Annotated in this window: 20 protein-coding genes; 13 read left to right on the top strand and 7 right to left on the bottom strand. The window is 67.7% G+C overall.

Annotation, left to right across the window (positions count from 1 at the left end; genetic code table 11):
• From ACSQ25_RS11105 to xylB, 5 genes are all read right to left on the bottom strand, one after another.
• Entirely contained in the window at positions 1–1,656 is a 1,656-nt protein-coding gene (locus ACSQ25_RS11105) for a glycoside hydrolase family 43 protein (RefSeq protein WP_436105748.1), read from the bottom strand.
• 23 nt (positions 1,657–1,679) lie between these two features.
• A complete protein-coding gene (locus tag ACSQ25_RS11110; protein ID WP_436105749.1) occupies positions 1,680–4,052 on the bottom strand; it encodes a pectinesterase family protein in 2,373 nt (790 codons plus the stop codon).
• Positions 4,053–4,107: 55 nt separating this feature from the next.
• The gene (locus tag ACSQ25_RS11115; RefSeq protein WP_436105750.1) at positions 4,108–4,875 is read right to left on the bottom strand and encodes a FadR/GntR family transcriptional regulator; all 768 of its coding nucleotides are present in this window, start codon (positions 4,873–4,875) and stop codon (positions 4,108–4,110) included.
• 129 nt (positions 4,876–5,004) lie between these two features.
• Positions 5,005–6,333 carry a xylose isomerase gene (xylA, locus tag ACSQ25_RS11120; RefSeq protein WP_436105751.1) on the bottom strand — a complete coding sequence of 443 codons (1,329 nt, stop codon included), beginning with the start codon at positions 6,331–6,333 and terminating at the stop codon, positions 5,005–5,007.
• Between the two features lie 27 nt (positions 6,334–6,360).
• Complete coding sequence (gene xylB, locus ACSQ25_RS11125; protein WP_436105752.1) at positions 6,361–7,827, bottom strand: xylulokinase; 1,467 nt, start codon at positions 7,825–7,827, stop codon at positions 6,361–6,363.
• Positions 7,828–8,022: 195 nt separating this feature from the next.
• Here xylB and ACSQ25_RS11130 point away from each other — a divergent pair, with 195 nt between their 5' ends.
• The 13 genes from ACSQ25_RS11130 (at position 8,023) to ACSQ25_RS11190 (ending at position 23,021) form a co-directional block, all read left to right on the top strand.
• Complete coding sequence (locus ACSQ25_RS11130) at positions 8,023–9,222, top strand: fumarylacetoacetate hydrolase family protein (RefSeq protein WP_436105753.1); 1,200 nt, start codon at positions 8,023–8,025, stop codon at positions 9,220–9,222.
• A gap of 28 nt (positions 9,223–9,250) precedes the next feature.
• Entirely contained in the window at positions 9,251–10,042 is a 792-nt protein-coding gene (locus ACSQ25_RS11135; RefSeq protein ID WP_436108053.1) for an SDR family NAD(P)-dependent oxidoreductase, read from the top strand.
• A complete protein-coding gene (locus ACSQ25_RS11140) occupies positions 10,039–11,820 on the top strand; it encodes an IlvD/Edd family dehydratase (RefSeq protein WP_436105754.1) in 1,782 nt (593 codons plus the stop codon). Before ACSQ25_RS11135 ends, ACSQ25_RS11140 begins: the two co-directional genes overlap by 4 nt.
• Before the next feature lie 40 nt (positions 11,821–11,860).
• A complete protein-coding gene (gene xylF, locus ACSQ25_RS11145) occupies positions 11,861–12,865 on the top strand; it encodes a D-xylose ABC transporter substrate-binding protein (protein ID WP_436108054.1) in 1,005 nt (334 codons plus the stop codon).
• 34 nt (positions 12,866–12,899) lie between these two features.
• Positions 12,900–14,435 carry a D-xylose ABC transporter ATP-binding protein gene (gene xylG / locus ACSQ25_RS11150; protein WP_436105755.1) on the top strand — a complete coding sequence of 512 codons (1,536 nt, stop codon included), beginning with the start codon at positions 12,900–12,902 and terminating at the stop codon, positions 14,433–14,435.
• Between the two features lie 7 nt (positions 14,436–14,442).
• A complete protein-coding gene (locus ACSQ25_RS11155) occupies positions 14,443–15,618 on the top strand; it encodes a sugar ABC transporter permease (RefSeq protein ID WP_436108055.1) in 1,176 nt (391 codons plus the stop codon).
• A gap of 250 nt (positions 15,619–15,868) precedes the next feature.
• The gene (locus ACSQ25_RS11160; RefSeq protein WP_436105756.1) at positions 15,869–17,074 is read left to right on the top strand and encodes a XylR family transcriptional regulator; all 1,206 of its coding nucleotides are present in this window, start codon (positions 15,869–15,871) and stop codon (positions 17,072–17,074) included.
• Positions 17,075–17,095: 21 nt separating this feature from the next.
• On the top strand, positions 17,096–18,040 hold the full coding sequence (locus ACSQ25_RS11165; protein WP_436105757.1) for a galactose-1-epimerase: 945 nt from the start codon (positions 17,096–17,098) through the stop codon (positions 18,038–18,040).
• A 5-nt stretch (positions 18,041–18,045) separates the two neighbouring features.
• Positions 18,046–18,912 carry an SMP-30/gluconolactonase/LRE family protein gene (locus ACSQ25_RS11170; protein WP_436105758.1) on the top strand — a complete coding sequence of 289 codons (867 nt, stop codon included), beginning with the start codon at positions 18,046–18,048 and terminating at the stop codon, positions 18,910–18,912.
• A 9-nt stretch (positions 18,913–18,921) separates the two neighbouring features.
• On the top strand, positions 18,922–20,529 hold the full coding sequence (locus tag ACSQ25_RS11175) for a family 43 glycosylhydrolase (protein WP_436105759.1): 1,608 nt from the start codon (positions 18,922–18,924) through the stop codon (positions 20,527–20,529).
• A gap of 66 nt (positions 20,530–20,595) precedes the next feature.
• Positions 20,596–21,492 (top strand): LysR family transcriptional regulator, encoded by an 897-nt coding sequence (locus tag ACSQ25_RS11180; RefSeq protein WP_436105760.1) that lies wholly within the window; start codon positions 20,596–20,598, stop codon positions 21,490–21,492.
• A 118-nt stretch (positions 21,493–21,610) separates the two neighbouring features.
• On the top strand, positions 21,611–22,396 hold the full coding sequence (locus tag ACSQ25_RS11185; protein ID WP_436105761.1) for a dioxygenase family protein: 786 nt from the start codon (positions 21,611–21,613) through the stop codon (positions 22,394–22,396).
• A 46-nt stretch (positions 22,397–22,442) separates the two neighbouring features.
• A complete protein-coding gene (locus tag ACSQ25_RS11190) occupies positions 22,443–23,021 on the top strand; it encodes a YceI family protein (protein WP_436105762.1) in 579 nt (192 codons plus the stop codon).
• A gap of 28 nt (positions 23,022–23,049) precedes the next feature.
• Here the strand turns inward: ACSQ25_RS11190 and ACSQ25_RS11195 are convergent, their stop codons facing one another.
• On the bottom strand, positions 23,050–23,541 hold the full coding sequence (locus ACSQ25_RS11195) for a hypothetical protein (protein WP_436105763.1): 492 nt from the start codon (positions 23,539–23,541) through the stop codon (positions 23,050–23,052).
• Positions 23,538–24,755: an ankyrin repeat domain-containing protein gene (locus ACSQ25_RS11200; RefSeq protein ID WP_436105764.1), complete on the bottom strand. Its 1,218-nt coding sequence runs from the start codon at positions 24,753–24,755 to the stop codon at positions 23,538–23,540. Before ACSQ25_RS11200 ends, ACSQ25_RS11195 begins: the two co-directional genes overlap by 4 nt.
• Between the last annotated feature and the right edge of the window lie 376 nt (positions 24,756–25,131).

Genomic DNA, 25,131 nt, shown 5'->3' on the forward strand with positions numbered 1-25,131 from the left:
TCAGCGGCTCACGCGGAAGTAGTCGGCGTCCAGATAGGCGCCGGACGCCTGGCCGGCGTCGCTGGCGCTGTACAGGCCCATCTGCGCACCGACCCAGTGGCCCTTGGTGGCTGCGAAGGGCGCGCCGGCCGGGGTGAATTCCTTGCCGTCGACGCTGTACAGGAACTGCGCCTGGGCGCCGTCGCGCATCACCATGCGCAGGGTCATCGCGCTCGGTGCCTTGGGCAGCAGTATGGTCTCGCTCTGGGTGCAGCGCGGTTTGAAGGGCGTGCAGGTGGTGTACACCAGTTGCAGGTCGCCGCCGCGCTGGTGCAGGCCGAGTGCCGCATAGCTCATGCCGTTCAGGATCAGGCCGGCGCGGTCGCCATCGCGGGCGCCGTGCAGTTCGAGACGGGTCTCTGCGGTGAATGCCGTCGCCGGCAGCTTCTGCGTCAGGATGTTCGGCGCGGCGCGCACGAAATCCTTCGATTCGGGGAAAGCCATGACCGGCAGGCGCAGCTGGCCCGGGCGGGCGGACAGCGAGTGCCAGGCGGCTTTCGGGTTGGCGTTCCACTGCCACTGCAGGCCCAGCGCGGTGCCGCTGAATTCATCGCTGGTCGGCGGTACTGCGAGCGCCTGGCCCGCCACCGGCTTGCTCCAGGAGGTGACCGGATTGCCGACGCCCGGCTTCGGGCCGGGCTGGCCGATCAGTGGCCAGCCCTCGGTCCATGTCATCGGCTGCAGGTGGGTGACGCGGCCGTAGGCCTTGCGGTCCTGGAAGTGGATGAACCAGTCCTTGCCGTCCTGCGCGCGCATCCAGGCGCCCTGGTGCGGGCCGTTGATCGCGGTCTCGCCCTGTTCCATGACGATGCGGTCTTCGTAGGGGCCGCCGATGGCGCGCGAGCGGAACACCGATTGCCAGCCCTCCTCGACGCCGCCGGCCGGCGCGAACACGTAGTACCAGCCTTCGTGCTTGTACAGCTTGGGGCCTTCCAGGGTGCGGTAGCCGGGCAGCTTGTTACCGTCGATGACGACCTTGCCCTCGTTGTCCAGCAGGCGCTTGCCGTCCGGGGACATGCTGCGCAGGGTCAGGACGTTGTTGATGCCGGCACGGCTCTTGGCCCAGGCGTGGATCAGCCATGCCTTGCCGTCATCGTCCCACAACGGGGCCGGGTCGATGATGCCCTTGCCCGGCAACAGCAGGTGCGGCTCGCTCCATGGGCCGGCGAAGTCCTTGGCGGTGATGACGTAGATGCCGTGGTCCGGGTCCGGGTAGAAGATCCAGAACTTGCCGTCGTGGTGGCGCAGCGAGGGCGCCCACACGCCGGCGCCGGTGCGCGGCGTGGAGAAGTGCTGGTCCGGTACGAGCCGCGGCAGGGCGTGGCCCACCAGCGTCCAGTTGACCAGGTCCTTCGACTGCAGCAGGGGCAGGCCGGGGGCGCTGTTGAAGCTCGAGGCGGTCATGTAGTAGGTGTCGCCGACGCGCACGCCGTCCGGGTCCGAATAGTCGGCGTTCAGGATGGGGTTCTGGTAGCGGCCGTTGCCCAGGTCGGCGACCCAGGCTTCGCTGGCGGCCACGCGCTGTGCCGGCGGCGTGGTGTGGCAGGCGGAAGCGAGCAGGGACAGGAGGAGGGCGGCGCCGAGCCGGCGAGGAGCGTGGAAAGCGGTAGTCGTCATGGATTGCATGGATGTTATGTAAATTAGTGTTGGTGTTCTTGTGAGGTCTCGGGGACCGGATCCCAGCCCTGGCCGTCGCCGAAACCGGCGAATACGCGGGCGCGGCTGGCGTAGCGTGCCGCCTCGTCCGCCGTGAGGAGCCGTCCGCCGACCCGGCTGGACAGTTCCAGCGGGCGGCCGGCCAGGTCGGTGCTGGCGTATTCGGCCCAGCCGGCGCCAGGCTGGGTGCCCGCTGCAGGGGTCTTCGGCAGCGACCAGCCGGCCGGCGCGATGTGCGCGTCCATCCGGCAGTTGATGTACACGACCTTGTCGCCGGCGCCGCTTGGTCCCGGACGCGCCAGCCAGGTCGACCCGGCCGGCACGTCGTTGCCGGCCGGTCCAGGGCCGTGGGTGAGCCGGCTGTTCAGGAACACGAAGCCCGGCGCGTCCGGGTCGGCGGTGCGCGCCTGCACGATGTAGCCGCCGCCCTTCGGCTGGGCGCTGTCGCCCAGCGAGCGGATTTCGCTTTCCTCGAACAGGGCGGCGCGGTTGCCGCCCCAGATGAAATCGACGTTGCCAGCCACCAGACTGCGGTAGAACCAGGAATAGCCCTTCACCAGGATCGTGTCCTGCTCGCTGAGAAAGGCGGCGTCGCGCACCGCCAGGCGGCCACGGTCGCTGCTGAAATGCAGGGCCTCGGCCTGGCCGCCGAAGCTGGCGGCGCGCACCGTCTTGTTGACGATGGTGAGATGGTCGAGGCTCAGGAGGTCGGCATCCTCGGCCAGGAAGACCGAGCGGCCACCCCCGGCGGCCGGCGACTGCGCGGGCTGACCAGCTCCTGCGCCGGGATTGATGCCGTCATTGTTGACGGTGCCGATGACGACGCCGTCGCGGCTTTCGCCGTGCAGGCGCACGCCGTCCTTGCCGCGCAGGTAGAGCAGCTCTTCGTAGCGGCCGTTGGCGACGCGGATGCTCACCGGCTCCGCGCGCGGCACGGCGCGCATCACATGGTTCAGCGCCCCCTGCACCGTGCGGAAGTCGGCCGGACCGTCATCGTCCACGGTGAAGCGGCGCCCGGCCGGCGCCTGCGCCCGGGTGCGGAAGCGCCAGCCGGCGGCCTCGCCGATGCCCTCGAAGGGACGGCCGCCAATGGTGGCTTGTGCAAACGTGCCGGCATCGACCGTCACCAGGTAGTCGGTACCGTAATCCAGCCTGGCGCTGTGGAGCTGGATCACGGCGTCGTTCCCGTCGATGCGGATCGGGCTGAAGCGCACGACGCGCTTGAAGGGCTGCTCGCGGTAGCCGATCGCATCGACTTCGTCGCCGAGGCGGATCACGTCGACGAGGGCGCGGTCGGCGAGGCGGTGGATGCGCACCGAGCCGCTGGCGCCCAGCGCCGGCTTGGCGTCGAAGCGGATGCGCAGGAGCGTGTCTGCCTGGACGCCGGATGCGCCGGCCGCGGGCAGGACCCGGCCGCGCAGGGTGTCCGCGTCGCTGCGGGCCGTGAAGGCGGGTCCCACCGTCAAGGCGAGCGCGCTCGCCACGTTGCGGTCGGCCGCACTCGCCACGGTGACGATGGCGCTGCCGGCGCGGCGCGCGGTCACGACCAGTTCGCCCCCATCCACCGCCGCCTGCGCCACCGAGGGATCGCTGGACGAGGCCCGGATGGCGAGTGGCGTCGTGCCGTCGCCGGCCAGGGCGCTGACCGGGTAGCGCTGGACTTCCCCGGCGTGCAGGGCGATGGCGGGGCTGCGGTGGGCCAGCGCGATGCGTCCCGGGCGTTCGCCGGCCGGTCCCATGCGCAGGTCGTCGAACTCGAAGGCCACCGACTGCGCCAGCAGTGCGGTGCCGGCCGCCGGTACCGGCGCCGCCGGCCTGGCAGAAACACGCTCGCCATCGAGCCAAGCGCTCAGTTCGCCGCGCGCGAGTTCGACGCGCAGGGTCTGGAAGCCGCCGGCGGGGGCGGCGTCACGGCTGATCTGGCGCAACCGCAGCAGTTCTCCATCGCGCATCTGGACCAGTTCGACGCCCATCTTGGGCCTGCCCGGGATGATGTTGACGGCGGCGCCGACCCAGTTGCGCGGGTCGGCATGGCGCAGCATGAGGATGGCCCGGCGTGGTCCATCAGCGGCCGCCGCGACCGGGCGCAGGCGCGCTTCGACGAAGTGGTCGCCGGCCGCGATCGCGCCCGCGGCCGGGCTGGCCGCCAGGACGGTGGCGCCCGGTGTCGCCAGCAGCAGCCGGTTGGCGCTGCCGGTCTCTTCATGGATCGTGACGGTCCCGGCGCCTTCCACGCGCCAGTGCGCGGCGCCGTGTTCGAAGTCCTCGCACCAGGCTGCGGCGGCCGGGCATGCGGCAGCCGCGTGAAAGCTGAACAGCGCAGCCAGGGCTGCCGCCGCTGCGGATGTGGTGCTCATGTCTGTCGTCTCCTGTAATCGTTGATGCGGACGCCGTGGGGAGGCGGGCCCGGCCTCACTTGCGTGACAGCGTCCGGGTATAGCGCTCCAGGTGCGCGCGCATCGCGCTGCGTGCGGCTGCGGGATCGCGCACGGCGACGGCGCAGCCGATGCGCCGGTAGTCGGCCAGGGTTTCCTGGCGCAGCTCGGCGGTCTGGAACAGCTGCGCCAGCGTGGGCCACAAGCCGCCGCGCTGGCCCCACAGGTGCTCGAGCATACCCGCCAGCGCGCCGTTGCCGGTGGCGCGCGCGAGCGTCAGGTGGAAGTGGCGGTCGGCCAGCTCGCCGCCGGCCGTGTCGTCCGGCGCCTCGCGTTGCAGGCGCTCCATCTCGTCGGCGGCGGCGAGGATCGCGTCGATGCTGCTGTCGGTCGCCACCCTGGCCGCCATGGCCGCCAGTTCGGGTTCGAGCAGGCGGCGTGCCGACAGCAGTTCGAAGGGGCCGGGAACGTCCTGCGGCACGGGGAGCGCGGACTGCAGCGCCGCGCACAGGTAGACACCGGAACAGGAGCGCACCTCGACGATGCCGCCCATCTCGAGCGAAGTCAGGGCCTGGCGCAGCGTCGCGCGGCTCACGCCGAGGGCGGTGGCCAGCTCCCGTTCGGAAGGCAGGCGCTGGCCGGCGCCGATAGCCAATTGCAGGGCCAGGTCGATGACCCGTTGGGCCACCTGCTGGTAAGGCCGCTGGCCTGCCTTGCGCGGGCCGGCATCGATCGCGCACGGATCCGGCACGAGGGCCGGATGCGCCGGATGGCGCGCCGTGGCGATGCTGCTGTTTGTCTCCATTGTGCCCATGTCGTTGTTGTGGTGTTTCTTGTTGCAGGCAGATTAGCAGAAGGATTTTTGTCTGGCCAAGGCTCGCTGCACTTCTGAAAAGAATTGCTACGCCCCTTGGTGGTTTTCACAATTCAGGGATCAGAGAATGCGGTTGACCAGGTTTTCCAGATACTCCTGGCGACCCGAGACCGGCGCCACGTCCTGGTTACGCTCCAGGACGCGGTCGGCCAGGCCGTCCAGGTCGATGCGCCCGGCCAGGATGTCCTGGCCCAGCGGCGCCTGCCAGCCGCTGTAGCGGCGTTCCAGTTCGCTGGCGAGGCGGCCGTCCTTGATCAGCTTTTCGGCCTCCAGCAGGCCGCGCGCCAGCACGTCCATGGCGCCGACGTGGCCGTGCAGCAGGTCGACCGGATCGATCGACTGGCGGCGCACCTTGGCGTCGAAGTTGCAGCCGCCGGTGGTGAAGCCGCCGGCCTGCATCACGTGGTACAGCGCGATCGCCGTCTCGGGCACGTTGTTGGGGAACTGGTCGGTGTCCCAGCCCAGCTGCGGGTCGCCGCGGTTGATGTCGAGGCTGCCGAAGATGCCGAGCGCCGCCGCGGTGGCGATCTCGTGCTCGAAGCTGTGGCCGGACAGGGTCGCGTGGTTGGCTTCGATGTTGACCTTGACTTCGTTTTCCAGGCCGTAGCGCTTCAGGAAGCCGTACACCGTCGCGGTGTCGAAATCGTACTGGTGCTTGCTCGGCTCGCGCGGCTTCGGTTCGATCAGGATGGTGCCCTTGAAGCCGGTCTTGTGCTTGTGTTCGACCGCCAGCGTCAGGAAGCGTCCCAGCTGGTCCAGTTCCTGCGCCATGTTCGTGTTCAGCAGGGTCTCGTAGCCTTCGCGGCCGCCCCACAGCACGTAGTTCTCGCCGCCCAGTTCGCGGGTGGCGTTCATCGCGTCGCGTACCTGCAGGGCAGCCAGCGCGAAGATTTCCGGATCCGGATTGCTGCCCGCGCCCGACATGTAGCGGCGGTGGCTGAACAGGTTGGCCGTCCCCCACAGCAGCTTGAGGCCGGTGCGTTCCTGGTGACCGGCCAGGCGCTCGGCCATGTGCAGGAAGTGTTCGCGGCTTTCGCGCGGCGTCGCGCCTTCCGGCGCCACATCGCGGTCGTGGAAGCAGTAGTAGGGCACGCCGAGGCGCGACAGGAATTCGAAGGCCTCGACGGCCTTGCGCTCGGCCATCTCCAGCGGCGTGCCGCCCTCGAACCACGGGCGCATGAAGGTCTGCCCGCCAAACGGATCGAGGCCGGTCCAGCAGAAGTTGTGCCAGTAGCAGGCCGCGATGCGCAGCTGGTCTTCCATGCGTTTGCCGAGGACGATGCGGTCCTTATCGTAGTAGCGGAAGGCGAGCGGGTTGTCGCTGGCCGTGCCTTCGAAGCCTACCGGCGCGATGTCGGCGAAGATGCTCTTTGTGTCGTGTTGCGGCATGATGTCTCCTTGATCGGATAAGTGTGCTTACTGTTTGAATACGGGTTGCAGGCGCGCGTAAATATCGCGGAAGCGGGCGTAGCGCTGCATCAGGGCGCCGTGGTGCCCGGGGTCCGGGTCGAAGCGCTGCGCGGCCGCCAGCGGCGTGCATGCGCTTTCCTCGGATTGGCCGTCGGCCAGGGCAGCCAGCCGCGCCGCGCCCAGGGCCGCGCCGGCACTGCCTTCGCTGTGGGTGACGATGGGGAGGTCCAGGGTGTCGGCCAGCAGCTGCGACCAGTCGCTGCTGCGGGCGCCGCCGCCCACCAGCGACAGCGTGCCGGCCTCGGTGCCGGCCGCGCGCAGCGCCAGCAGGCCATCGCGCATGCCGAAGGCCACGCCCTCGAGCACCGAATAGGCGAGGGCGCCGCGGCCGGTATCGTGGCCCAGTCCGACGAACACGCCTTGCGCATGCGGGTCGTTGTGCGGGGTCCGTTCGCCGGACAGGTAGGGCAGGAACAGGGGTGCGCGCAGCCGTTCAGTGCTGGACAGGGCTTGCGCTTCGGGCAGCAGCGCGGCTTCGTTCTGCGCGCCGGTGGCGCGGGTGATCCAGGACAGGCAGCTGGCTGCCGACAGCATTACCGACATCTGGTGCCAGCGCCCGGGCAGCGCATGGCAGAATGCGTGGACCGCCGACCCCGTGTTGGCGCGCAGGCGGTCGGTGACCACGAACAGCACGCCGGAGGTGCCGAGCGAGACGAAACCGTCGCCGGGACGCGTCGCGCCGATGCCGACCGCGCTGGCGGCGTTGTCGCCGCCGCCGCCGGCGACGATGACTTCCGGGGCCATGCCCCATTCGTCGGCCAGGGCGCGGCGCAGGGTGCCGGATGGGGCGCTGCCCTCGACCAGGCGCGGCATGTGGCTGCGCCTCAAGCCGGTCGCCTCCAGCATCGCGTCCGACCAGTCGCGCCGCGCGACGTCCAGCCACAGGGTGCCGGCCGCGTCGGACATCTCGGACACCTTTTCTCCGGTGAGCATCAGGCGCAGGTAGTCCTTCGGCAGGAGGACGGTCGCGGTCTGACGGAAAATCTCCGGCTCGTGCCGCGCGACCCAGGCCAGCTTGGGCGCGGTGAAGCCAGGCATGGCCAGGTTGCCGGTGATGGCGGGCAGGCGCGGTTCTCGTGCCGTGAGCGCATCGCATTCCTGGTGGCTGCGGCCGTCGTTCCAGAGGATCGCTGGCCGCAGCACCCGGTCCTGCGCATCGAGCAGCACGGCCCCGTGCATCTGCCCGGACAGGCCGATCGCGCGCACCCGGCCCAAGGCCTCGCCATGGGATGCGCGCAGCTGCTGCATTGCGGTGATGGTCGCGGACCACCACTGGGCAGGGTCCTGTTCCGACCACTGCGGGTGGGGCCGCGACACCGTCAGGGCCGCGCCGGCCGTTGCCGCGACCTCGCCCGATTCTTCCATCAGGAGCAATTTGACTTCCGAGGTGCCGAGGTCAATTCCCAGATACATGCCTGTCTCCATTCATCGTTCGTTCGCAACACAGAATAAGTGCTTCCACGAGAGCGGAACAGCCGTTTTTGGGGAGGGACGAAATTTCATAACGAGGGTCGGTCATTATCGATTTGACCTTGCCTGGGCCGCCACCTAGACTCGTAGAATCGCGACAACAGTGTGCGCAGTGCGAGAAAGACGAAAGTGGAAATCATGACAAATAATCACGCGAATTTGCTTCCCGCGGACCTCGACGAGGCCTTGCTGGTGGGCCGCGTCTGGCGTCCGGCGCCGGTAAATGGCCCGGCCGTGGTCGCGCTGCGGCGCGGTCGGCTGATCGACATCAGCGCCCATGCGATCACGGTCGCCGACCTGTTCGAGCGTGAGGATGCACGCGAGATCGTGCGCGCCGCCGAGGGCGAAGACCTGGGCTGCGCGGTGCAGCTGGTGACGGCCGCCGCTGCCGGTGAGGCGGCTGCCGGCGGCATCGCGCTGCTGGCGCCCTGCGACCTGCAGGCGATCAAGGCCTGCGGCGTCACCTTCGCGGTGAGCCTGCTCGAGCGCGTGATCGAGGAGCGGGCCAAGGGCGATCCTGGCCGCGCAGGGGAACTGCGCCAGCAGCTGCAGGCATCGATCGGCACCAACCTGGCCGAGATCAAGCCGGGCTCGGATGCGGCCATGCGCCTGAAGGCCGAGCTTTCCGCCCACGGCCTGTGGTCGCAGTACATGGAAGTTGGCATCGGCCCGGATGCCGAAGTATTTACGAAGTCGCAGCCGATGTCGGCGGTCGGCCACGGCTTTGATGTCGGGCTGCATCCGTCTTCGCAGTGGAATAATCCGGAGCCCGAGATCGTGCTGGCGGTGAACAGCCGCGGCGAGGTCGTGGGCGGCACCCTGGGCAACGACGTCAACCTGCGCGACGTCGAGGGGCGCAGCGCGCTCCTGCTGGGCAAGGCCAAGGACAACAACGGCTCCTGCGCGATCGGTCCCTTCATCCGCCTGTTCGATGGCAGCTTCACCCTGGACAGCCTGCGCCAGGCGGAAGTCGGCATGCTGATCGAGGGCGTGGATGATGGCTTCATGCTGGAAGGCCGCAGCCGCATGCGCGAGATCAGCCGCGACCCGCTGGACCTGGTCGGCCAGACCTGCGGCGCCCACCACCAGTATCCGGACGGCTTCATGCTCTTCCTCGGTACGATGTTCTCGCCGATCAAGGACCGCGACGCGGCCGGCGCCGGCTTCACCCACCATCCTGGGGACCGGGTCAGCATTTCGACCCCATCCCTCGGCACCCTGGTCAATACGGTGCGCCGCAGCGACCAGATCGCACCCTGGACCTTCGGCGTGCGCGCCCTCTACCGCAACCTGGCGCAGCGCGGCCTCCTGAATCCTGGAGCCGACCGTGCCGCTTGACCGGGAAACCTACGAATCACCCAACTTCATGTTCGACACCAACCAAGAAACCCTGGTCTACCCGACCTATCCCGACCTGGCCGGCAAGCGCGTGGTCATCACCGGCGGCGGCAGCGGCATCGGCGCCGAACTGGTCACGGCCTTCGCGGGGCAGGGCGCCCGCGTCTGGTTCCTCGACATCGCCGATGAGGAATCGCGCGCGCTGGCGGCCTCGCTGGGCGGCGCGGCCCATGCGCCGCGCTACCTGGGCTGCGACCTCACCGACCTCGCCGCCCTGCAGGCCGCGTTCAAGGACATCGAAGACGAAGCCGGCGCGGTCGACATCCTGCTCAACAATGCCGCCAACGACGAGCGCCACGAGATCGAAGACGTGACCCCGGCCTACTGGGATGACCGCATGGCGGTGAACCTGCGCCAGAAGTTCTTCTGCGCCCAGGCCGTCATCCCCGGCATGAAGCGCCAGGGGCGTGGCGTCATCCTGAATTTCGGCTCGATCTCCTGGCACCTGGCGTCGTCCCAGCTCGACCTCTACATGACCGCCAAGGCCGGCATCGAGGGCATGACGCGCGGGATGGCGCGCGATCTCGGCAAGTTCGGGATCCGCGCCAACACCGTGGTGCCGGGCGCGGTGCGCACGCCACGCCAGCAGGCTCTGTGGCACACGCCGGAAGAGGAGGCGCGGATCCTGGCCGGCCAGTGCATCCCGGCCCGGGTCGAGATGCAGGACGTGGCCGCGCTGGCCCTGTTCCTGGCTTCCAGCAGCGGACGCCGCTGCAGCGGCCGCGAATACTTCGTCGACGCGGGATGGTACGGCGCATGAAGCACATACAGAACACACGCCGTTTCCGGTCCCAGGACTGGTTCGACAACGAAGAGCGCATCGACATGACCGCGCTGTATCTCGAGCGCTTCATGAACTACGGGATCACCCCGGAAGAGCTGCGCTGCGGGAAGCCCATCATCGGCATCGCCCAGAGCGGCAGCGACATCTCGCCCTGCAACCGCATCCACCTGGAGCTGGCCAAGCGGGTGCGCGACGGCATCCGCGACGCCGGTGGCATCCCGATGGAATTCCCGCTGCATCCGATCTTCGAAAACTGCCGCCGCCCCAGCGCGGCGTTGGACCGCAACCTGGCCTACCTCGGCCTGGTCGAGATCCTGCACGGCTATCCGATCGATGCCGTGGTGCTGACCACCGGCTGCGACAAGACCACGCCGGCCCAGCTGATGGCGGCGGCCACCGTCGACCTGCCGGCCATCGTGCTGTCCGGCGGACCGATGCTGGATGGCTGGTTCGAGGGCGAGCTGGTGGGATCCGGCGCGGCCATCTGGAAGGGCCGCCGGCGCCTGGCCGCGGGCGAGATCGATGAAGAAAAGTTCATCCAGATCGCCGCCGCCTCGGCGCCGTCGAGCGGGCACTGCAACACCATGGGGACCGCGTCCACCATGAACGCGGTGGCCGAGGCGCTCGGCATGTCGCTGACCGGCTGCTCGGCGATCCCCGCGCCTTACCGCGAACGCGGCCAGATGGCCTACGAGACCGGGCGCCGCATCGTCGAGATGGCGCACGCGGACCTGCGCCCCTCGCAGATCCTGACGCGCGATGCCTTCCTCGACGCGATCGTGGTCAATGCGGCGATCGGTGGCTCCACCAACGCTCAGCCGCACATCACGGCGATGGCGCGCCACGCCGGCGTCGACATCAGCCCGGCGGACTGGATGGAATACGGCTACGAGGTGCCGCTGCTGCTGAACATGCAGCCGGCCGGTAAATACCTGGGCGAGCGCTTCCACCGCGCCGGCGGCACGCCGGCCATCATGTGGGAGCTGGAGCAAAAGGGCCTGCTGCGATCCAGGCGTCCGACGGTGACCGGCCTCACCATGGCCGAGAACCTGATGGGCAAGGAAAGCATCGACCGCGACATGATCCGCCCCTTCGACGATCCGCTCAAGGAGCGCGCCGGCTTCCTGGTCCTGAAGGGCAACCTGTTCGACTTCGCGATCATGAAGACCAGCGTCATCTCGCCGGCTTTCCGTGAACGCTACCTGTCGACGACGGGCGCCGAGAACTGCTTCGAATGCCGGGTGGTGGTGTTCGAGGGCTCGAGCGATTATCATCACCGCATCAACGATCCGGCGCTTGGCATCGACGAAAGCACCATGCTGGTGATCCGCGGTTCCGGCACGCTCGGCTGGCCGGGTTCGGCCGAAGTCGTCAACATGCAGCCGCCCGACGCCCTGATCAAGCGCGGCATCCTGGCGCTGCCGACCCTGGGCGACGGGCGCCAGTCCGGCACCTCGGACAGCCCGTCGATCCTGAACGCGTCGCCGGAGAGCGCGGCCGGCGGAAACCTGGCGCTGCTGCGCACCGGTGATATCGTACGGGTGGACCTGAACCAGGGACGTTGCGACGTGCTGGTACCTAGTGCGGAGCTCGAGGCACGCCGCCAGGACGCGCCGCCGGCGATCCCGGCGAGCCAGACGCCGTGGCAGGAGATCTACCGCGCCAGCGTCGGCCAACTGCACACCGGCGCCTGCATGGAGCTGGCCCTGCCGTATCGCGGCGTGGGCCATGACATGCCGCGCCATAACCACTGAAACACACATAAGAATTGACTGGAGACGCAACATGAAAAAAATGATCAAGGCGATTGGACTGGTCTGCTTTGCCGGTTCCATGATGATGTCGAGCGGTGCCGCCCTGGCGGACGCCAAGAATCCGAAGATCGGTTTCTCGATCGACGACCTGCGCCTGGAGCGCTGGGCGCGTGACCGCGACTACTTCCTGGCCGCCGCGGAGAAGCTGGGCGCCAAGGTCTACGTGCAGTCGGCCGATGCCAGCGAGCAGCGCCAGATCGCCCAGATCGAGAACCTGATCTCGCGCGGCGTGGACGTGCTGGTGATCGTGCCCTACAACTCGACGGTGCTCAACAGCGCCATCCGCGAGGCGAAGAAGGCGAAAATCAAGGTGGTGTCCTACGACCGCCTGATCCTGAACGCGGACGTCGACGCCTACATCTCCTTCGATAACAAGGCGGTGGGCGAACTGCAGGCGCAGTCCCTGGTCGCGCAGAAGCCGAAGGGCAACTACTACCTGCTGGGCGGGGCCCCGACCGACAACAACGCCAAGATCCTGCGCGAAGGCCAGATGAAGGTGCTGCAGCCGCTCGCCGACAAGGGCGACATCAAGATCGTCGGCAAGCAGTGGGTCAAGGACTGGAGCCCGTCCGAGGCCATGGCGATCGTCGAGAACGCGCTGACCGCCAACGGCAACAAGATCGACGCGGTGGTCGCCTCCAACGACGCCACGGCGGGTGGCGCGATCCAGGCCCTGGCCACCCAGAAGCTGGCCGGCAAGGTCGTGGTCTCCGGCCAGGACGCCGACCTGGCGGCGGTGCGCCGTGTGATCGCCGGCACCCAGACCATGACCGTCTACAAGCCCTTGCGCCAGATCGCCGCCACGGCCGCCAATGTGGCGGTGCAGCTGGTGCGCGGCCAGAAGCCGGCCTACAACGCCCAGCTCCACAACGGATTCAAGCAGGTCGACAGCCTGCTGCTCAAGCCTATCCTGCTGAACAAGTCCAACGTCGACCTGCTGGTCAAGGACGGCTTCTATACGCAGACCCAGCTGGCGGGCAAGTAAGCCCTCCGGCACGGCACACCTGAACGAATCCTGAATGTCACCCTATCTCCTCCAAATGAGGGGCATCGCGAAGCGATTCGACGGTGTCCCCGCGCTCGACGGGATCGATCTCGCGATCCGGCCCGGCGAATGCATCGGGCTGTGCGGCGAGAACGGCGCCGGCAAGTCCACCCTGATGAAGGTGCTGTCGGCGGTCTACCCGCACGGCAGCTGGGACGGCGAAATCCTGCTCGACGGCGAGCCGCTGCGCGCGCGCTCGGTGCGCGAGACCGAGGCCGCCGGCATCATCATCATCCACCAGGAGCTGATGCTGGTCCCTGAACTCTCGGTGGCCGAGAACATCTTCCTCGGCAATGAGCCGACCCTGCCGGGCGGGCGCCTGGATTACCCGGCCATGAACCGCCGCGCCGAGGATATTTTGCGCGAGCTGAAGCTGCCCGACGTGAACGTCGTGCTGCCGGTGAAGAACTATGGCGGCGGCCACCAGCAGCTGATCGAGATCGGCAAGGCCCTGAACAAGAAGGCGCGCCTGCTGATCCTGGACGAGCCCTCGGCCTCGCTGACGGCGTCCGAGATCGCCGTGCTGCTCGAAATCGTCCGCGACCTGAAGGCCAAGGGCGTGGCCTGCGTCTACATCTCGCACAAGCTGGAAGAAGTGGCGGCGATCTGCGACACGATCGTGGTTATCCGCGACGGCAAGCACATCGCAACCACCCCGATGCACGACATGAACGTGGACCGCATCATCGCCCAGATGTGCGGGCGCGAGATGAACCAGCTGTATCCATCCCTGCCGCACGAGGTGGGCGAGGTGGTGATGGAAGCGCGCCACATCACCTGCCGCGATCCGGACCAGCCGCAGCGCAAGAAGGTCGACGACGTCTCCTTCCAGCTGCGGCGCGGCGAGATCCTCGGCATCGCCGGCCTGGTGGGCGCGGGCCGCACCGAGCTCGTGACCGCCATCTTCGGCTCCTACCCCGGCGCCTGGGAGGGCGAGGTCTGGCTGGAAGGCAAGCGCGTCGACACCTCCACGCCCCTCAAGGCGATCGCGGCCGGCTTTGCCCTGGTGCCGGAAGACCGCAAGCAGCACGGCATCGTGCGCGACCTGTCGGTGGGCGAGAACATCACGCTGTCGGTGCTGGATCGCTTCGCGACGTTGTCGCGCATCGACGAGGGACTGGAGGCGCGCGAGGTATCGGCACAGATCGGGCGCATGGGACTCAAGACCGCCAGCCCGGCGCTGCCGATCACGGCGCTCTCGGGCGGCAACCAGCAGAAGGCGGTGCTCGCCAAGATGCTGCTGACGAATCCGAAAGTGCTGATCCTGGACGAACCCACGCGCGGCGTCGACGTCGGTGCCAAGTTCGAGATCTACAAGCTGATGCTCGAGCTGGCCGCCCAGGGCATCGCCATCATCATGGTCTCGTCCGAGCTGGCCGAGGTGCTGGGCGTGTCCGACCGGGTGCTGGTGATGGGCGAGGGCAGGCTGCGCGGGAATTTCGAGAATCAAGGCCTGACCCAGGAGATGGTGCTGGCTGCTGCAATCGGACAGGGAAATCAACATGGATAAAGCACACATGAATGTACTGGCAGCGGGTGCGGGCGCCGGGCGCACTGCGCCCGGCTTCAAGCAGATCTTCACCCAATACAAGATCCTGGCCCTGCTGGTCGCGATCGCCCTCATCTGGATCTTCTTCAGCTGGAAGACCGACGGCGGCTTCACCTCGGCACGCAACATCTCCAACCTGATGCGCCAGATGTCGGTCACCGGCATCCTCGCCTGCGGCATGGTGTTCGTCATCATCGCCGGCGAGATCGACCTGTCGGTCGGTTCGCTGCTCGGCCTTCTCGGCGGGATGGCGGCCGTGCTCGACGTGGTGCACGGTTTGCCCTTGCCGATCTCGATGGCGATCGTGCTGGCCAGCGGCCTGCTGCTCGGTTTCGTGAACGGCTACCTGACGGCCTACGCGGGGATACCCTCGTTCATTGTCGGCCTCGGGGGCATGCTGGCCTACCGCGGCATCGTGCTGGGCATCACCGACGGCGCCACCATCGCCCCGATTTCGCCGGAGTTCGAGCAGCTGGGCCAGGCCTACCTGCCGCCCGGCTTCGGGATCGCCCTGGGCATGCTGCTGTTCGTGCTGGCCGCCGTGCTGGCCTGGCGCCAGCGCGTCAACCAGGCCAGGCACCAGCTGCCGGTGCTGCCCCTGTGGCGCAGCGTCGGCCGCGTGGCCATCATCGGCATGGTGCTGGCCGGCTTCATCTCGACCCTGAACAGCTATGAAGGCATCCCGCTGCCGGTGCTGATCCTGCTGGTGCTGCTGGGCGTATTCAGCTACATCGCGCACCAGACCGTCTTCGGCCGCCGTATCTACGCCGTCGGCAGCAATATGGAGGCGACCCGCCTCTCAGGCATCAACGTCCGCGCCGTGAAGCTGTGGATCTTCGGCCTGATGGGCCTGATGTGCGCACTGGCGGGCCTGATCAATACCGCGCGCCTGGCGGCCGGTTCGCCGTCGGCCGGCATGTCGGGAGAGCTGGACGTGATCGCCGCCTGCTTCATCGGCGGCACCTCGATGCGCGGCGGCGCCGGTACCGTGCACGGCGCCCTGGTCGGGGCCCTGGTGATGGCCAGCCTGGACAACGGCATGTCGATGCTGGACGTGGACGCCTACTGGCAGATGATCGTCAAGGGCGGGATCCTGACGCTGGCGGTCTGGCTGGACGTGGCGACGCGGACCGGACGACGTTAAGCGCAGCACACGCAAGCCACATGGGCCCGGGTGACACCGGGCCTTTTTTTGTTCTGTTCGTGTATCCCGATGTAAGATACCGCATTAATTGGTCCGACCAATGTATACGGGTGGTTTGACAGGAATCGCTAGTCAGCTTGGTGAATTTCGCAATTGTCCAGTCCGCCTTGCGGTCGCAGAATAACAAGATCCCGCAACATAGCGGGAAACAGGCCAGTCCGACAGAAGACCGGCCAACAGGAGACGAAGCATGTTGATGCCGAAGACGCGCCGTATTGCGCTGCTGTTCAACGGGAACAAGATTTTTGATCGCGAAGTCATTACCGGCATCGCCGATTACCTGTCGAGTACCCGCACGCACTGGGACCTGTTCCTCGAAGAGGACTTCCGCCTGCGGCTGCCGGGCATCGAGCAGTGGCAGGGCGACGGCATCATCGCCGATTTCGACGACCCCACCGTGGCGGCGACCCTGGCATCGAGCCGCGTGCCCCTGGTCGCGGTAGGCGGTTCCTACGAGGACCCGGCGGATTATCCGGCCTCGGTGCCGTATGTCGCGACCGACAACTTCAAGATCATCAAGCTGGCCTACGAACACCTGATCGAGGCCGGCCTGCGCAACTTCGCCCTGTTCAGCCTGCCCGAGGCGCGCGAGAACCGCTGGGCGCAGGAGCGCGAAAAGGCCTTCACGGCCCTGATGCGGCGCGACCGCATGGAGCCGGCCGTGTTCCGCGGCCAGAGCACCCAAGCCCACTCCTGGGACGAAGCGGTGCGCGAGCAGATCGCCTGGCTGCATTCGCTGCCCAAGCCGGTCGGGATCGTGGCGGTGACCGATGCGCGCGCACGCCAGCTGCTGCAGGCCTGTACGCTGGCCGGCATCGCCGTGCCCGAGCAGGTGGCCCTGATCGGGATCGACAACGACCCGCTGGCGCGTATCCTCACGCGGATCCCGATGAGCTCCGTGATCCAGGGCGCGCAGGAGATGGGACGCACGGCGGCCCACCTGCTCGACCAGATGCTGCACGGCGTACGGCTGCTTGATACCCGCATCCTGGTGCCGCCTGCAGGCATCAATGTGCTGGCGTCCAGCAAGCACGAGCCGGCCAAGAACCCCCATGTTATGCGGGCGCGCCACTTCATCCGCCAGTACGCCTGCCAGGGCATCAAGACCGACCAGGTGGCGAGCTATGTCGGCATTTCGCGCTCCTCGCTGGAGAGCCACTTCCGGCAGGAGCTCGGCTACAGCGTGCACGACGAAATCCTGCGTTTCCGGCTCAACGCCGCGGTCGATATCCTCAAGCAGGGCGACTGCCACCTGGCCGAGGTGGCGCTCAAGTGCGGGTTCACCTCGAGCCAGTACATGCATTCGGTATTCAAGCGGGAGCTCGGCTGCTCCCCGCGCAGTTATCAGGAACGGCTGCTGAGCGCCAGCGGCGCGGCCTGCACGCCTGTCGATTAACGCAAGAAAGACCTTGTCGAGATGATGATCCATTCGTGGCCGGCTGGTCGCCCGGCCCGCTTATTCACGCTGCAGAACGGGCGCAACATGCGCGTGACGATCAGCGAGCACGGTGCGGCGATGGTGTCCTGGTGGGCGCCGGACCGCTATGGACGGATGGCCGACGTCCTGCTCGGTTATCCGGAAGACGGCGATTACGCGCGCAACGAGGCCTGCCTGGGCGCGGTGGTCAACCGCGACGGCGGTATGCCGCGCCTGCACGCCACACATTGGCGCGGCGAGCTGGACGTGGGCGGGGCCAGCCTGCGCCTGCGTCCCGCGGACGCGTACGGCATGGGCGCCGGCTTGGCCGAGATCGAGGTCCGCTACGAGTTGGACGAAGACGCCTGCCTTTCGATCGACTACCGCGTCGTGGCCGACGCGCCGGCCCTGGTCAACCTCAGCACGCATGCCTGCTTCAACCTGAACGGTGGCCAGGCCGACGTGGGCGACCATATTCTCCAGATCGATGCCGACCGCTTCCTCGCGATCGAATCCGGCGGTGCCCTGCGCGATACGGAGGTCAGCGGTACGCCCTTCGACTTCCGCCGGCCGGCCCCGATCGGAACCCGGCTGCGCTGGCCGCACGAGCAGATCGGCGTGGCCGAGGGCTTCGACCACGCCTGGCAGGTCGGCGGCAGCACCGCGGCCGGCAATCCGCGCCGGGTGGCGACGATCCACGATCCCGGCTCCGGGCGGCGCCTGCAGGTGTCGACCACCGAAGCCGGCCTGCATTTCTACAGCGGCAACCGCCTGGACGGCCTCGCGGGCCGCGGCGCCGCACCGTATGGACGCCACGCCGGATTCTGCCTCGAAGGGGGCGCCTCACGGGTCCAGCGGGATGGCTTGCGGGCCGCCGGCATGCTGCTGGGTCCGGGCGAAGTCTACCGCCATACCACCGTTTACCGTCTCTCCCTGCAGCCATGAGCAGCATGCCGACACCGCTCTGGGAAGTCGGGGCCACGCTGGGTGAGGGCGTGCTGTGGGATGCCGCGCGGCGCCAGGTCTGGTTCGTCGACATCAAGGGCCGGCGCATCCATCGCTGCGCCGCCGACGGCAGCGAGCGCCGCAGCTGGGACGCGCCGGGACAGGTGAGCTTCATCGTACCGGCCGCGGACGGCGGCATGGTGTGCGCGCTGGAGGATGGCTTGTACCGTTTCGTCGAGGCGAGCGGCGCCTTCATCCCGCTTGCCAGCGTGGAAGCGGACCAGCCCGGGAACCGCTTCAATGACGGGCATGTCGATGCGCGCGGCCACCTGTGGTTCGGCTCGATGGACGACGCCGAGGCCCAGCCCAGCGGTGCCCTGTACCGCTTCGACGGCGCACGGGCCGAACGCATGGACGCCGGCTACGTCATCACCAACGGCCCCGCCGCCAGCCCGGACGGACTCACCCTGTACCACACCGATACGCTGGACAAGCGCGTCTACGCCTTCGACATGGCGGCCGACGGCAGCCTGTCGAACAAGCGGCCCTTCGTCGAGATCGCCGATGGCGGCTATCCGGACGGGATGGCGGTCGACGCGGCCGGCCATGTCTGGGTGGCGACCTTCGGCGGCTGGCGCATCGACCGCTTCGACCAGGCCGGACGCAAGCTCGGCGAGCTGCGCTTCCCCTGCGCCAACGTCACCAAGCTGGCCTTCGGCGGCGAGGACCTGCGCACGGTCTATGCGACCACGGCGCGCAAGGGACTGACACCAGGCGAGCTGGCGCTGCAGCCACTGGCGGGCGCGCTGTTCAGCTTCCGGGTAGAGACGCCGGGCCTGCCGCAGCATCTGCTCCACACTTCGAACACATAAGGAAACGCCATGGTTTCACGACGCAACGCAATCAAGTCTGCGGGCCTGGGCTCGCTGCTGCTGGGTGCAGGCAGTCCTGCAGCAAGCGCGCCTGCCGCCGCCGGCGCCTGGCCGGAATGGAAGCGCGGCCAGGAAGGACAGCGCCAGGCCGACCTGGGCAACGGCAGCTTCCTGAACCCGATCGTCGCCGGCGACCATCCCGACCCCTCCATCCTCAAGGACGGGGAGGACTACTACATGACCTTCTCGACCTTCGACGCCTATCCCGGCCTGGTGATCTGGCATTCGCGCGACCTGGTCAACTGGCAGCCGCTGGTCGCGGCACTCCAGAAAAATATCGGTTCGGTATGGGCGCCGGAGCTGTGCAAGCACAAGGGCCGCTACTACCTCTACATCCCGACCAAGAAAACCTCGGTTCCCGGCTCGAAGACCACCTCCTGGGTGATCTGGGCCGACCAGATTCGCGGACCCTGGTCCGAACCGATCGACCTGAACCTGCCGCGCCACATCGATCCCGGCCACGCGGTCGGCGAGGACGGTTCGCGCTGGCTGTTCCTGTCCGGCGTGGACCGCGTGCGCCTGGCCGATGACGGCCTGTCCACGATCGGCGCTCCCGAGCGCGTCTACGAGCCCTGGCGCTATCCGGACGACTGGGAAGTCGAGGCTTTCTCGCCCGAGGGCCCGAAGGTGCTGCGCCGGGACGGCTGGTACTACCTGATCCTGGCCGTCGGCGGGACTTCCGGTCCGCCGACCGGGCACATGGTGATTGCCGCGCGCTCCCGCTCGATTCACGGTCCCTGGGAGCACCACCCGCGCAATCCGCTGGTGCGCACCACCAGCGTGGACGAGCGCTGGTGGTCGCGCGGCCATGCCACCCTGGTGCAAGGGCCTGCGGGCGACTGGTGGAGCGTCTACCACGGCTACGAGAACGGCTACTGGACGCTGGGCCGGCAGACCCTGCTGGCCCCCGTTACCTGGACGGCGGATGGCTGGCCCGAGTTCGGCGGCGGCGACCTGTCGCGTCCGATCCCGAAGCCGAAAGGGGGCAAGGGCGGACCGCACGGGATGGCCTTGTCGGACGACTTCTCGACCGATAAATATGGCGTGCAGTGGAGTTTCTTCAGCCCGTCACCGGGTGAGATGGGGCGCATGTCGCGCAAGGACCGCAGCCTGCACCTGAAGGCCAGCGGCAGCCAGCCGTCCGACAGTTCCCCGCTGGTCTTCGTCGCGCCCGACCAGGACTACGAGTTCGAGTGCGAGATCGAGGTCGATCCCGATACGCGCGGCGGGCTCCTGCTGTTCTACGACCACAAGCTGTACTGCGGGCTGGGCTTCGACGCACGGGAGTTCACGATGCATCGCTACGGCACCGAGCATGGCAAGTTCGCCAACCCTTACGGAGGCCGGCTGCATCTGCGCATCCGCAACCACAAGCATGTGGTGAGCATCCACACCTCGGCGGACGGCAAGACCTGGAAGCGCGGACCGCGCGGATATGAGGTCTCGGGCTATCACCACAACGTGCGCGGCGGGTTCATGTCGCTGAAGCCGGCGCTGTATGCGGTCGGCGCGGGTGAAGTGCGCTTCCGCGGTTTCAGGTACCGGGCCTACGGCTAAGGGCGCGCTTGCATCTATAGAGATAATCCCCTTAGGATAGCGGTAACTGTTCCGCTAGGGGAGACAATGGACAAGTTCCAGGAAATGAAGGTGTTCGCCGGCGTCGTCGATGCGGGAAGCTTCACTGGCGCGGCAAACCTGCTCGACATGTCGAAGGCCGCCGTCTCGCGCCATGTCGCCGAGCTCGAAGAACGCCTCGGCGTACGCCTGCTGCACCGGACCACCCGCAAGCTGTCGCCGACCACCGAAGGCGAGATCTTCCACGCCCGCTGCCGCGAGCTGCTGGACAACCTGGACGAAGCCGAGGCGGAGATCACGTCGCGCAGCGGCGAAGCGGCGGGCCTGCTGAAGCTGAACGTGCCGGTGAGCTTCGGCCTGATGCATCTGGCGCCCCTGTGGCCGGCATTCCTGGAGCAGCACCCGAAGCTCGCGCTCGACATAACCTTGTCGGACCGCGTGGTCGACCTGGTCGAAGAGGGTTTCGACGTTGGGGTGCGCATCGGCCAGTTGCCGGCCTCGTCCCTGATCAGTCGCAAGCTGGGCTCCACCCGCCTTGCCTTGTGCGCCTCGCCGGAATACCTGGAGCGCCACGGCGCCCCCGGCCATCCGGACGCACTGCTGGAGCACGACATCATCTCGTACAGCCTGTTTTCCAGCGGCGAGAACTGGAGCTTCACCGGACCGGAGGGCGAAGTGAGCGTCAAGGTCAGGCCGCGCTTGCGCACCAACAGCGGCGACACCTGCCGCGCCGCTGCCCTGCGGCACCAGGGCATCATCCTGCAGCCGACCTTCATCGTCGGTCCCGACCTGGCGCAGGGGACGCTGCGCGAGACCATGCCGGGCTTTCGCGCGGTGGAACTGGGCGTGTATGCGGTCTATCCCTCGCGCAAATTCGTCTCACCCAAGGTGCGGCTCCTGATCGATTTCCTTGTGGAGCGCTTTGCAGATCCTGACTGGGATTAGTGTGGATTGTCTCGATAACTGAGACAGTGTTGCCCGTGTAGGCTTATTTATCTTTATAAACTGGAAGAATAAGATAGGGACAGGTAAACGCGGCGTGTGCCGCTCATGAGGATTCGACATGTCTCAGCTTCCCACCATCTTCCTGTCGCATGGCTCGCCCATGCTCGCGCTCCGGGACAGCCCGGCGCGCCGCTTTCTCCAGGACCTGGGCAGCTCGCTCGGCCGGCCGCGGGCGATCGTCGCCGTTTCGGCCCATTGGGAAACCATGGGCGCACCCGGCGTGAGCCTGGCGTCCCGGCCTGAAACGATCCACGACTTCGGCGGCTTTCCGCGCGCGCTGTTCGAGATGCGGTATCCGGCGCCGGGTGCGCCCGAGGCCGCCGAGCGCGCCGCCGGGCTGCTGGAAGCGGCCGGCATCCGTGTCGGCCGCAACGCGCAGCGTGGCCTCGACCATGGCACCTGGGTGCCGCTGGCGCTGATGTATCCGGATGCGGATATCCCGGTGGCGCAGCTGTCCGTGGTGCGCGGCGCCGACCCTGCCGAACATGAACGCATCGGGCGCGCACTGACGGCGCTGCGCGGCGAGGGCGTGCTGGTGGTCGGTTCGGGCTCGCTGACCCACAACCTCCACGAGTTCCGCGGACAGGACCTCGATGCGCCGGCGCCGCACTGGGTCGACGAGTTCGCGCAATGGATGAAAGCGCGGCTGGAGGCGAACGATCGCACGGCCCTGCTGGACTACCGGCGCGGCGCGCCATTCGCGTCGCAGAACCATCCGACCGAGGAACACCTGTTGCCCCTGTTCGTGGCGATGGGCGCGGCCGGAGCGGACGCCAGGGCAAGGCTGCTGCACGCCAGCGTCGAACACGGCATCCTGGCAATGGACGCCTACGCGTTCGAATAGGCAGGCCAGGATAGTTAGCATGCAAACACCACCACCAAGGAAAACCATGAAACAACTGAACAAACTGATTTTCGCAAGCGCGCTGGCCCTGGCCATCGCCGCACCGGCCATGGCCGCACCCGCGGCCTACCTTACCGATCCGGCACATACCGTGGCGCGCTTCTCGTACAGCCACTTCGGCTACTCGACCCAGCTGTCGCGCTTCGACAAGACCAGCGGCAAGGTCGTGTTCGACCCGGTTGCCAAAACCGGCAGCGTCGAGATCGAGATCGACATGAAGTCGGTGAACACCGGTGTCCCGCTGTTCAACGAGCATATCCAGGCCGCAGACTTCCTGGATACCGCCAAGTACCCGACCGCCACGTTCAAGTCCACCAAGGTGAACTTCAAGGGCGACAAGCCGGCCACGATCGAAGGCAAGCTGACGATCAAGGGCGTGACCAGGCCGGTCACCCTCACCGTGAGCTCGTTCCAGGCGATGCCGCACCCGATGCTCAAGAAGGATGCCATCGGCGCCAATGCAAGCACCACCATCAAGCGTTCGGAGTTCAACGCCGGCAAGTACGCGCCGAACGTCAGCGACGAAGTGCGCATCGATGTCGCGCTGGAAGCGATCAAGGAATAAGGGACTCCGGCTCAGATGGGGCGGCGTTTCAGCCGGTGGTGTCGCCGCGCAGCCGCGGCCCCCAAAGGAAGCGGGGCAGCGAGAGGCGCAACTCTTCGTCGGTCTGCCCAGGCACCGCGCGCAGATCGAGCACCCATTCACGTACGACCCTGCCCGCCACGATCTCCAGATAAATTTCATCGTCGGTGAAGGTGCGCGGCGGGTAGCCGGTGCGTCGCTGGTCGCCGCGGGTGCCCCGCAGCATCCCGCTGAACCAGGTCGCCGCCACCGGACCATCCCGCCGGCCGAACAGTTGTGTAAGCGGATCCTCCACCGATGCCGTGAGCCCGGTGAGGTACAGGACAGGGCCGGTGCCGCCTTCCACTACCTCCCAGGTCGCGCGGTAGCCGTTCGAGCATCCCGGCCAGTTGCGAAAGCGCGGACGCGCCGGCAGCGACGACAGGTAGTCGTTGAGTGGGAAGGCGTAGAGAGCATAGACCGTGCCGCCGACGTGCAGGTGCTCGGCGAAATCGTAGCTCATGCTGCGCTTCCCGGCCCCCAGGCCCGCTCGGCCAGTACCCGCAGCAATTCGGCGTCGGCGAGGGCGATGCCTTCGTGGCCGGCGGCGGCGTCGATCACCCGTCTTGCGTAGAACTCCGCCTTCAGGGCGTCGACCGCGTCCGCGCCCGACGGGCGCATGCCCTGAGCAAGCAGGAAGACGAGCATGTCGGCGCGCTCATCGACCAGGTCGGACTCGTCCGAGTAAAAATCATGCGGGCGTGAGGTGAGCGCGGTACGGAAGGCGAGGCTGCTGGCGGCCTGCAGGTCGGCGCCGGCCGCGAGCAGCATTTCGACGGTGCCGACGTGGAGCGAGGCCACACCGGCAAGCAGGGCGGCGCCATCCTCGGCATGCACATCCGCGCCGTGCGCCAGCAGCCAGGCGAGCGCCTCCACCGCCATGTTCCTGGCGGCCGCCGCCAGGGCAGGCGCGCCATCTGCGCGCATGTCCGCCCCCTGCGCCAGGAGAAAGTCGAGCATGTCCGTGTTGTCGGCGCCAGCGGCGGCCGGCAGCGCCGCCGCCAGCATCTCGGTACGCGGCAGGCCGCCTTCCAGCAACTGAAGCAGGATGCTCTGGTAGTCGGCGTTGCTGCGCCCGGGCGTGAGATGACCCGATTCGGGCAGGAAGCCCCGATGCACGCCCCGGGCAGGCGTCAGGATCGCCGCATGGCCATCGGCGCGCGGGTCGGCGCCATGCCGGAGCGCGCGTGCGACGCCCTCGGCATCGGCGTGACGGCAGGCCATCTCCAGGTAGCGGTTCCAGAAAGCAGCGCGCCAGTTGTCCGCGCGGGTGCCGTCGTGGCCGAAGGTCTCGCGCAGGCCCGCCAGACGGCCTGCGATGAAGGCCCCGAGCCAGGCATCGGATGTTGCAATCGGCAAGGCCGGGCCGTTGTCGCCGACGGCGGCGGCGACCGTTGCGGGCCAGGCCGCGTCAAGTTCGTCGATCTGCTCCTTCAGCAGCCCGACGGCGAGCCGGAAGTCGAAATCGAATGCGGAACCACATGCCAGCACGGCCGCCAGCTTGAGCCACGGCGCCAGCGCACTGGTGCCGAGAAAGGACAGCATGGCGTCCTCATAACGGGGCACGTTGTGGAAGGGCGCCATCCGGCTGCGTTCGAGCAGTTCCTGCCACCGGCTGCGGACGTCGTCGAGGGTGGTGCAGTGTTCGAGCGGGAGATACCAGCGGAGATCGGACATGGTGTTCAGTTCTGAAGAGGGAGCATGACAGGCAGGCGCGCGACGTGATACAGCTGTTCGCCCTTGCACATGGTAGCCTCCCATTCAGCGAACGGCAATCTACGAAGCCAGCAGATTGCCCCTGCCGACCAGATGGCGCTGCGCGTCGCGCGTCCTTGGCGGTCTGCCTGCCGTCGGCGGCAGTGTCGATGTAGCCGATGGTATGGTAGCGTGCATCGGTCAGTGTCTGTCTCTTCATGTGGGTACAAGCTCGGTAGCCGATGAAAGCCAGGGTAGGGAAGCGCGCGACAGGCAGTGTCGCAGGAGTGAAGTTTCGCCTCGGACCAATCAAGTTGACGAGCATTTGCTCGATGCCGAGGGCGATGCCGTGTCGATG

It is taken from the genome of Massilia sp. LjRoot122, from assembly GCF_964252725.1.
Taxonomy (GTDB): Bacteria; Pseudomonadota; Gammaproteobacteria; order Burkholderiales; family Burkholderiaceae_D; genus Telluria.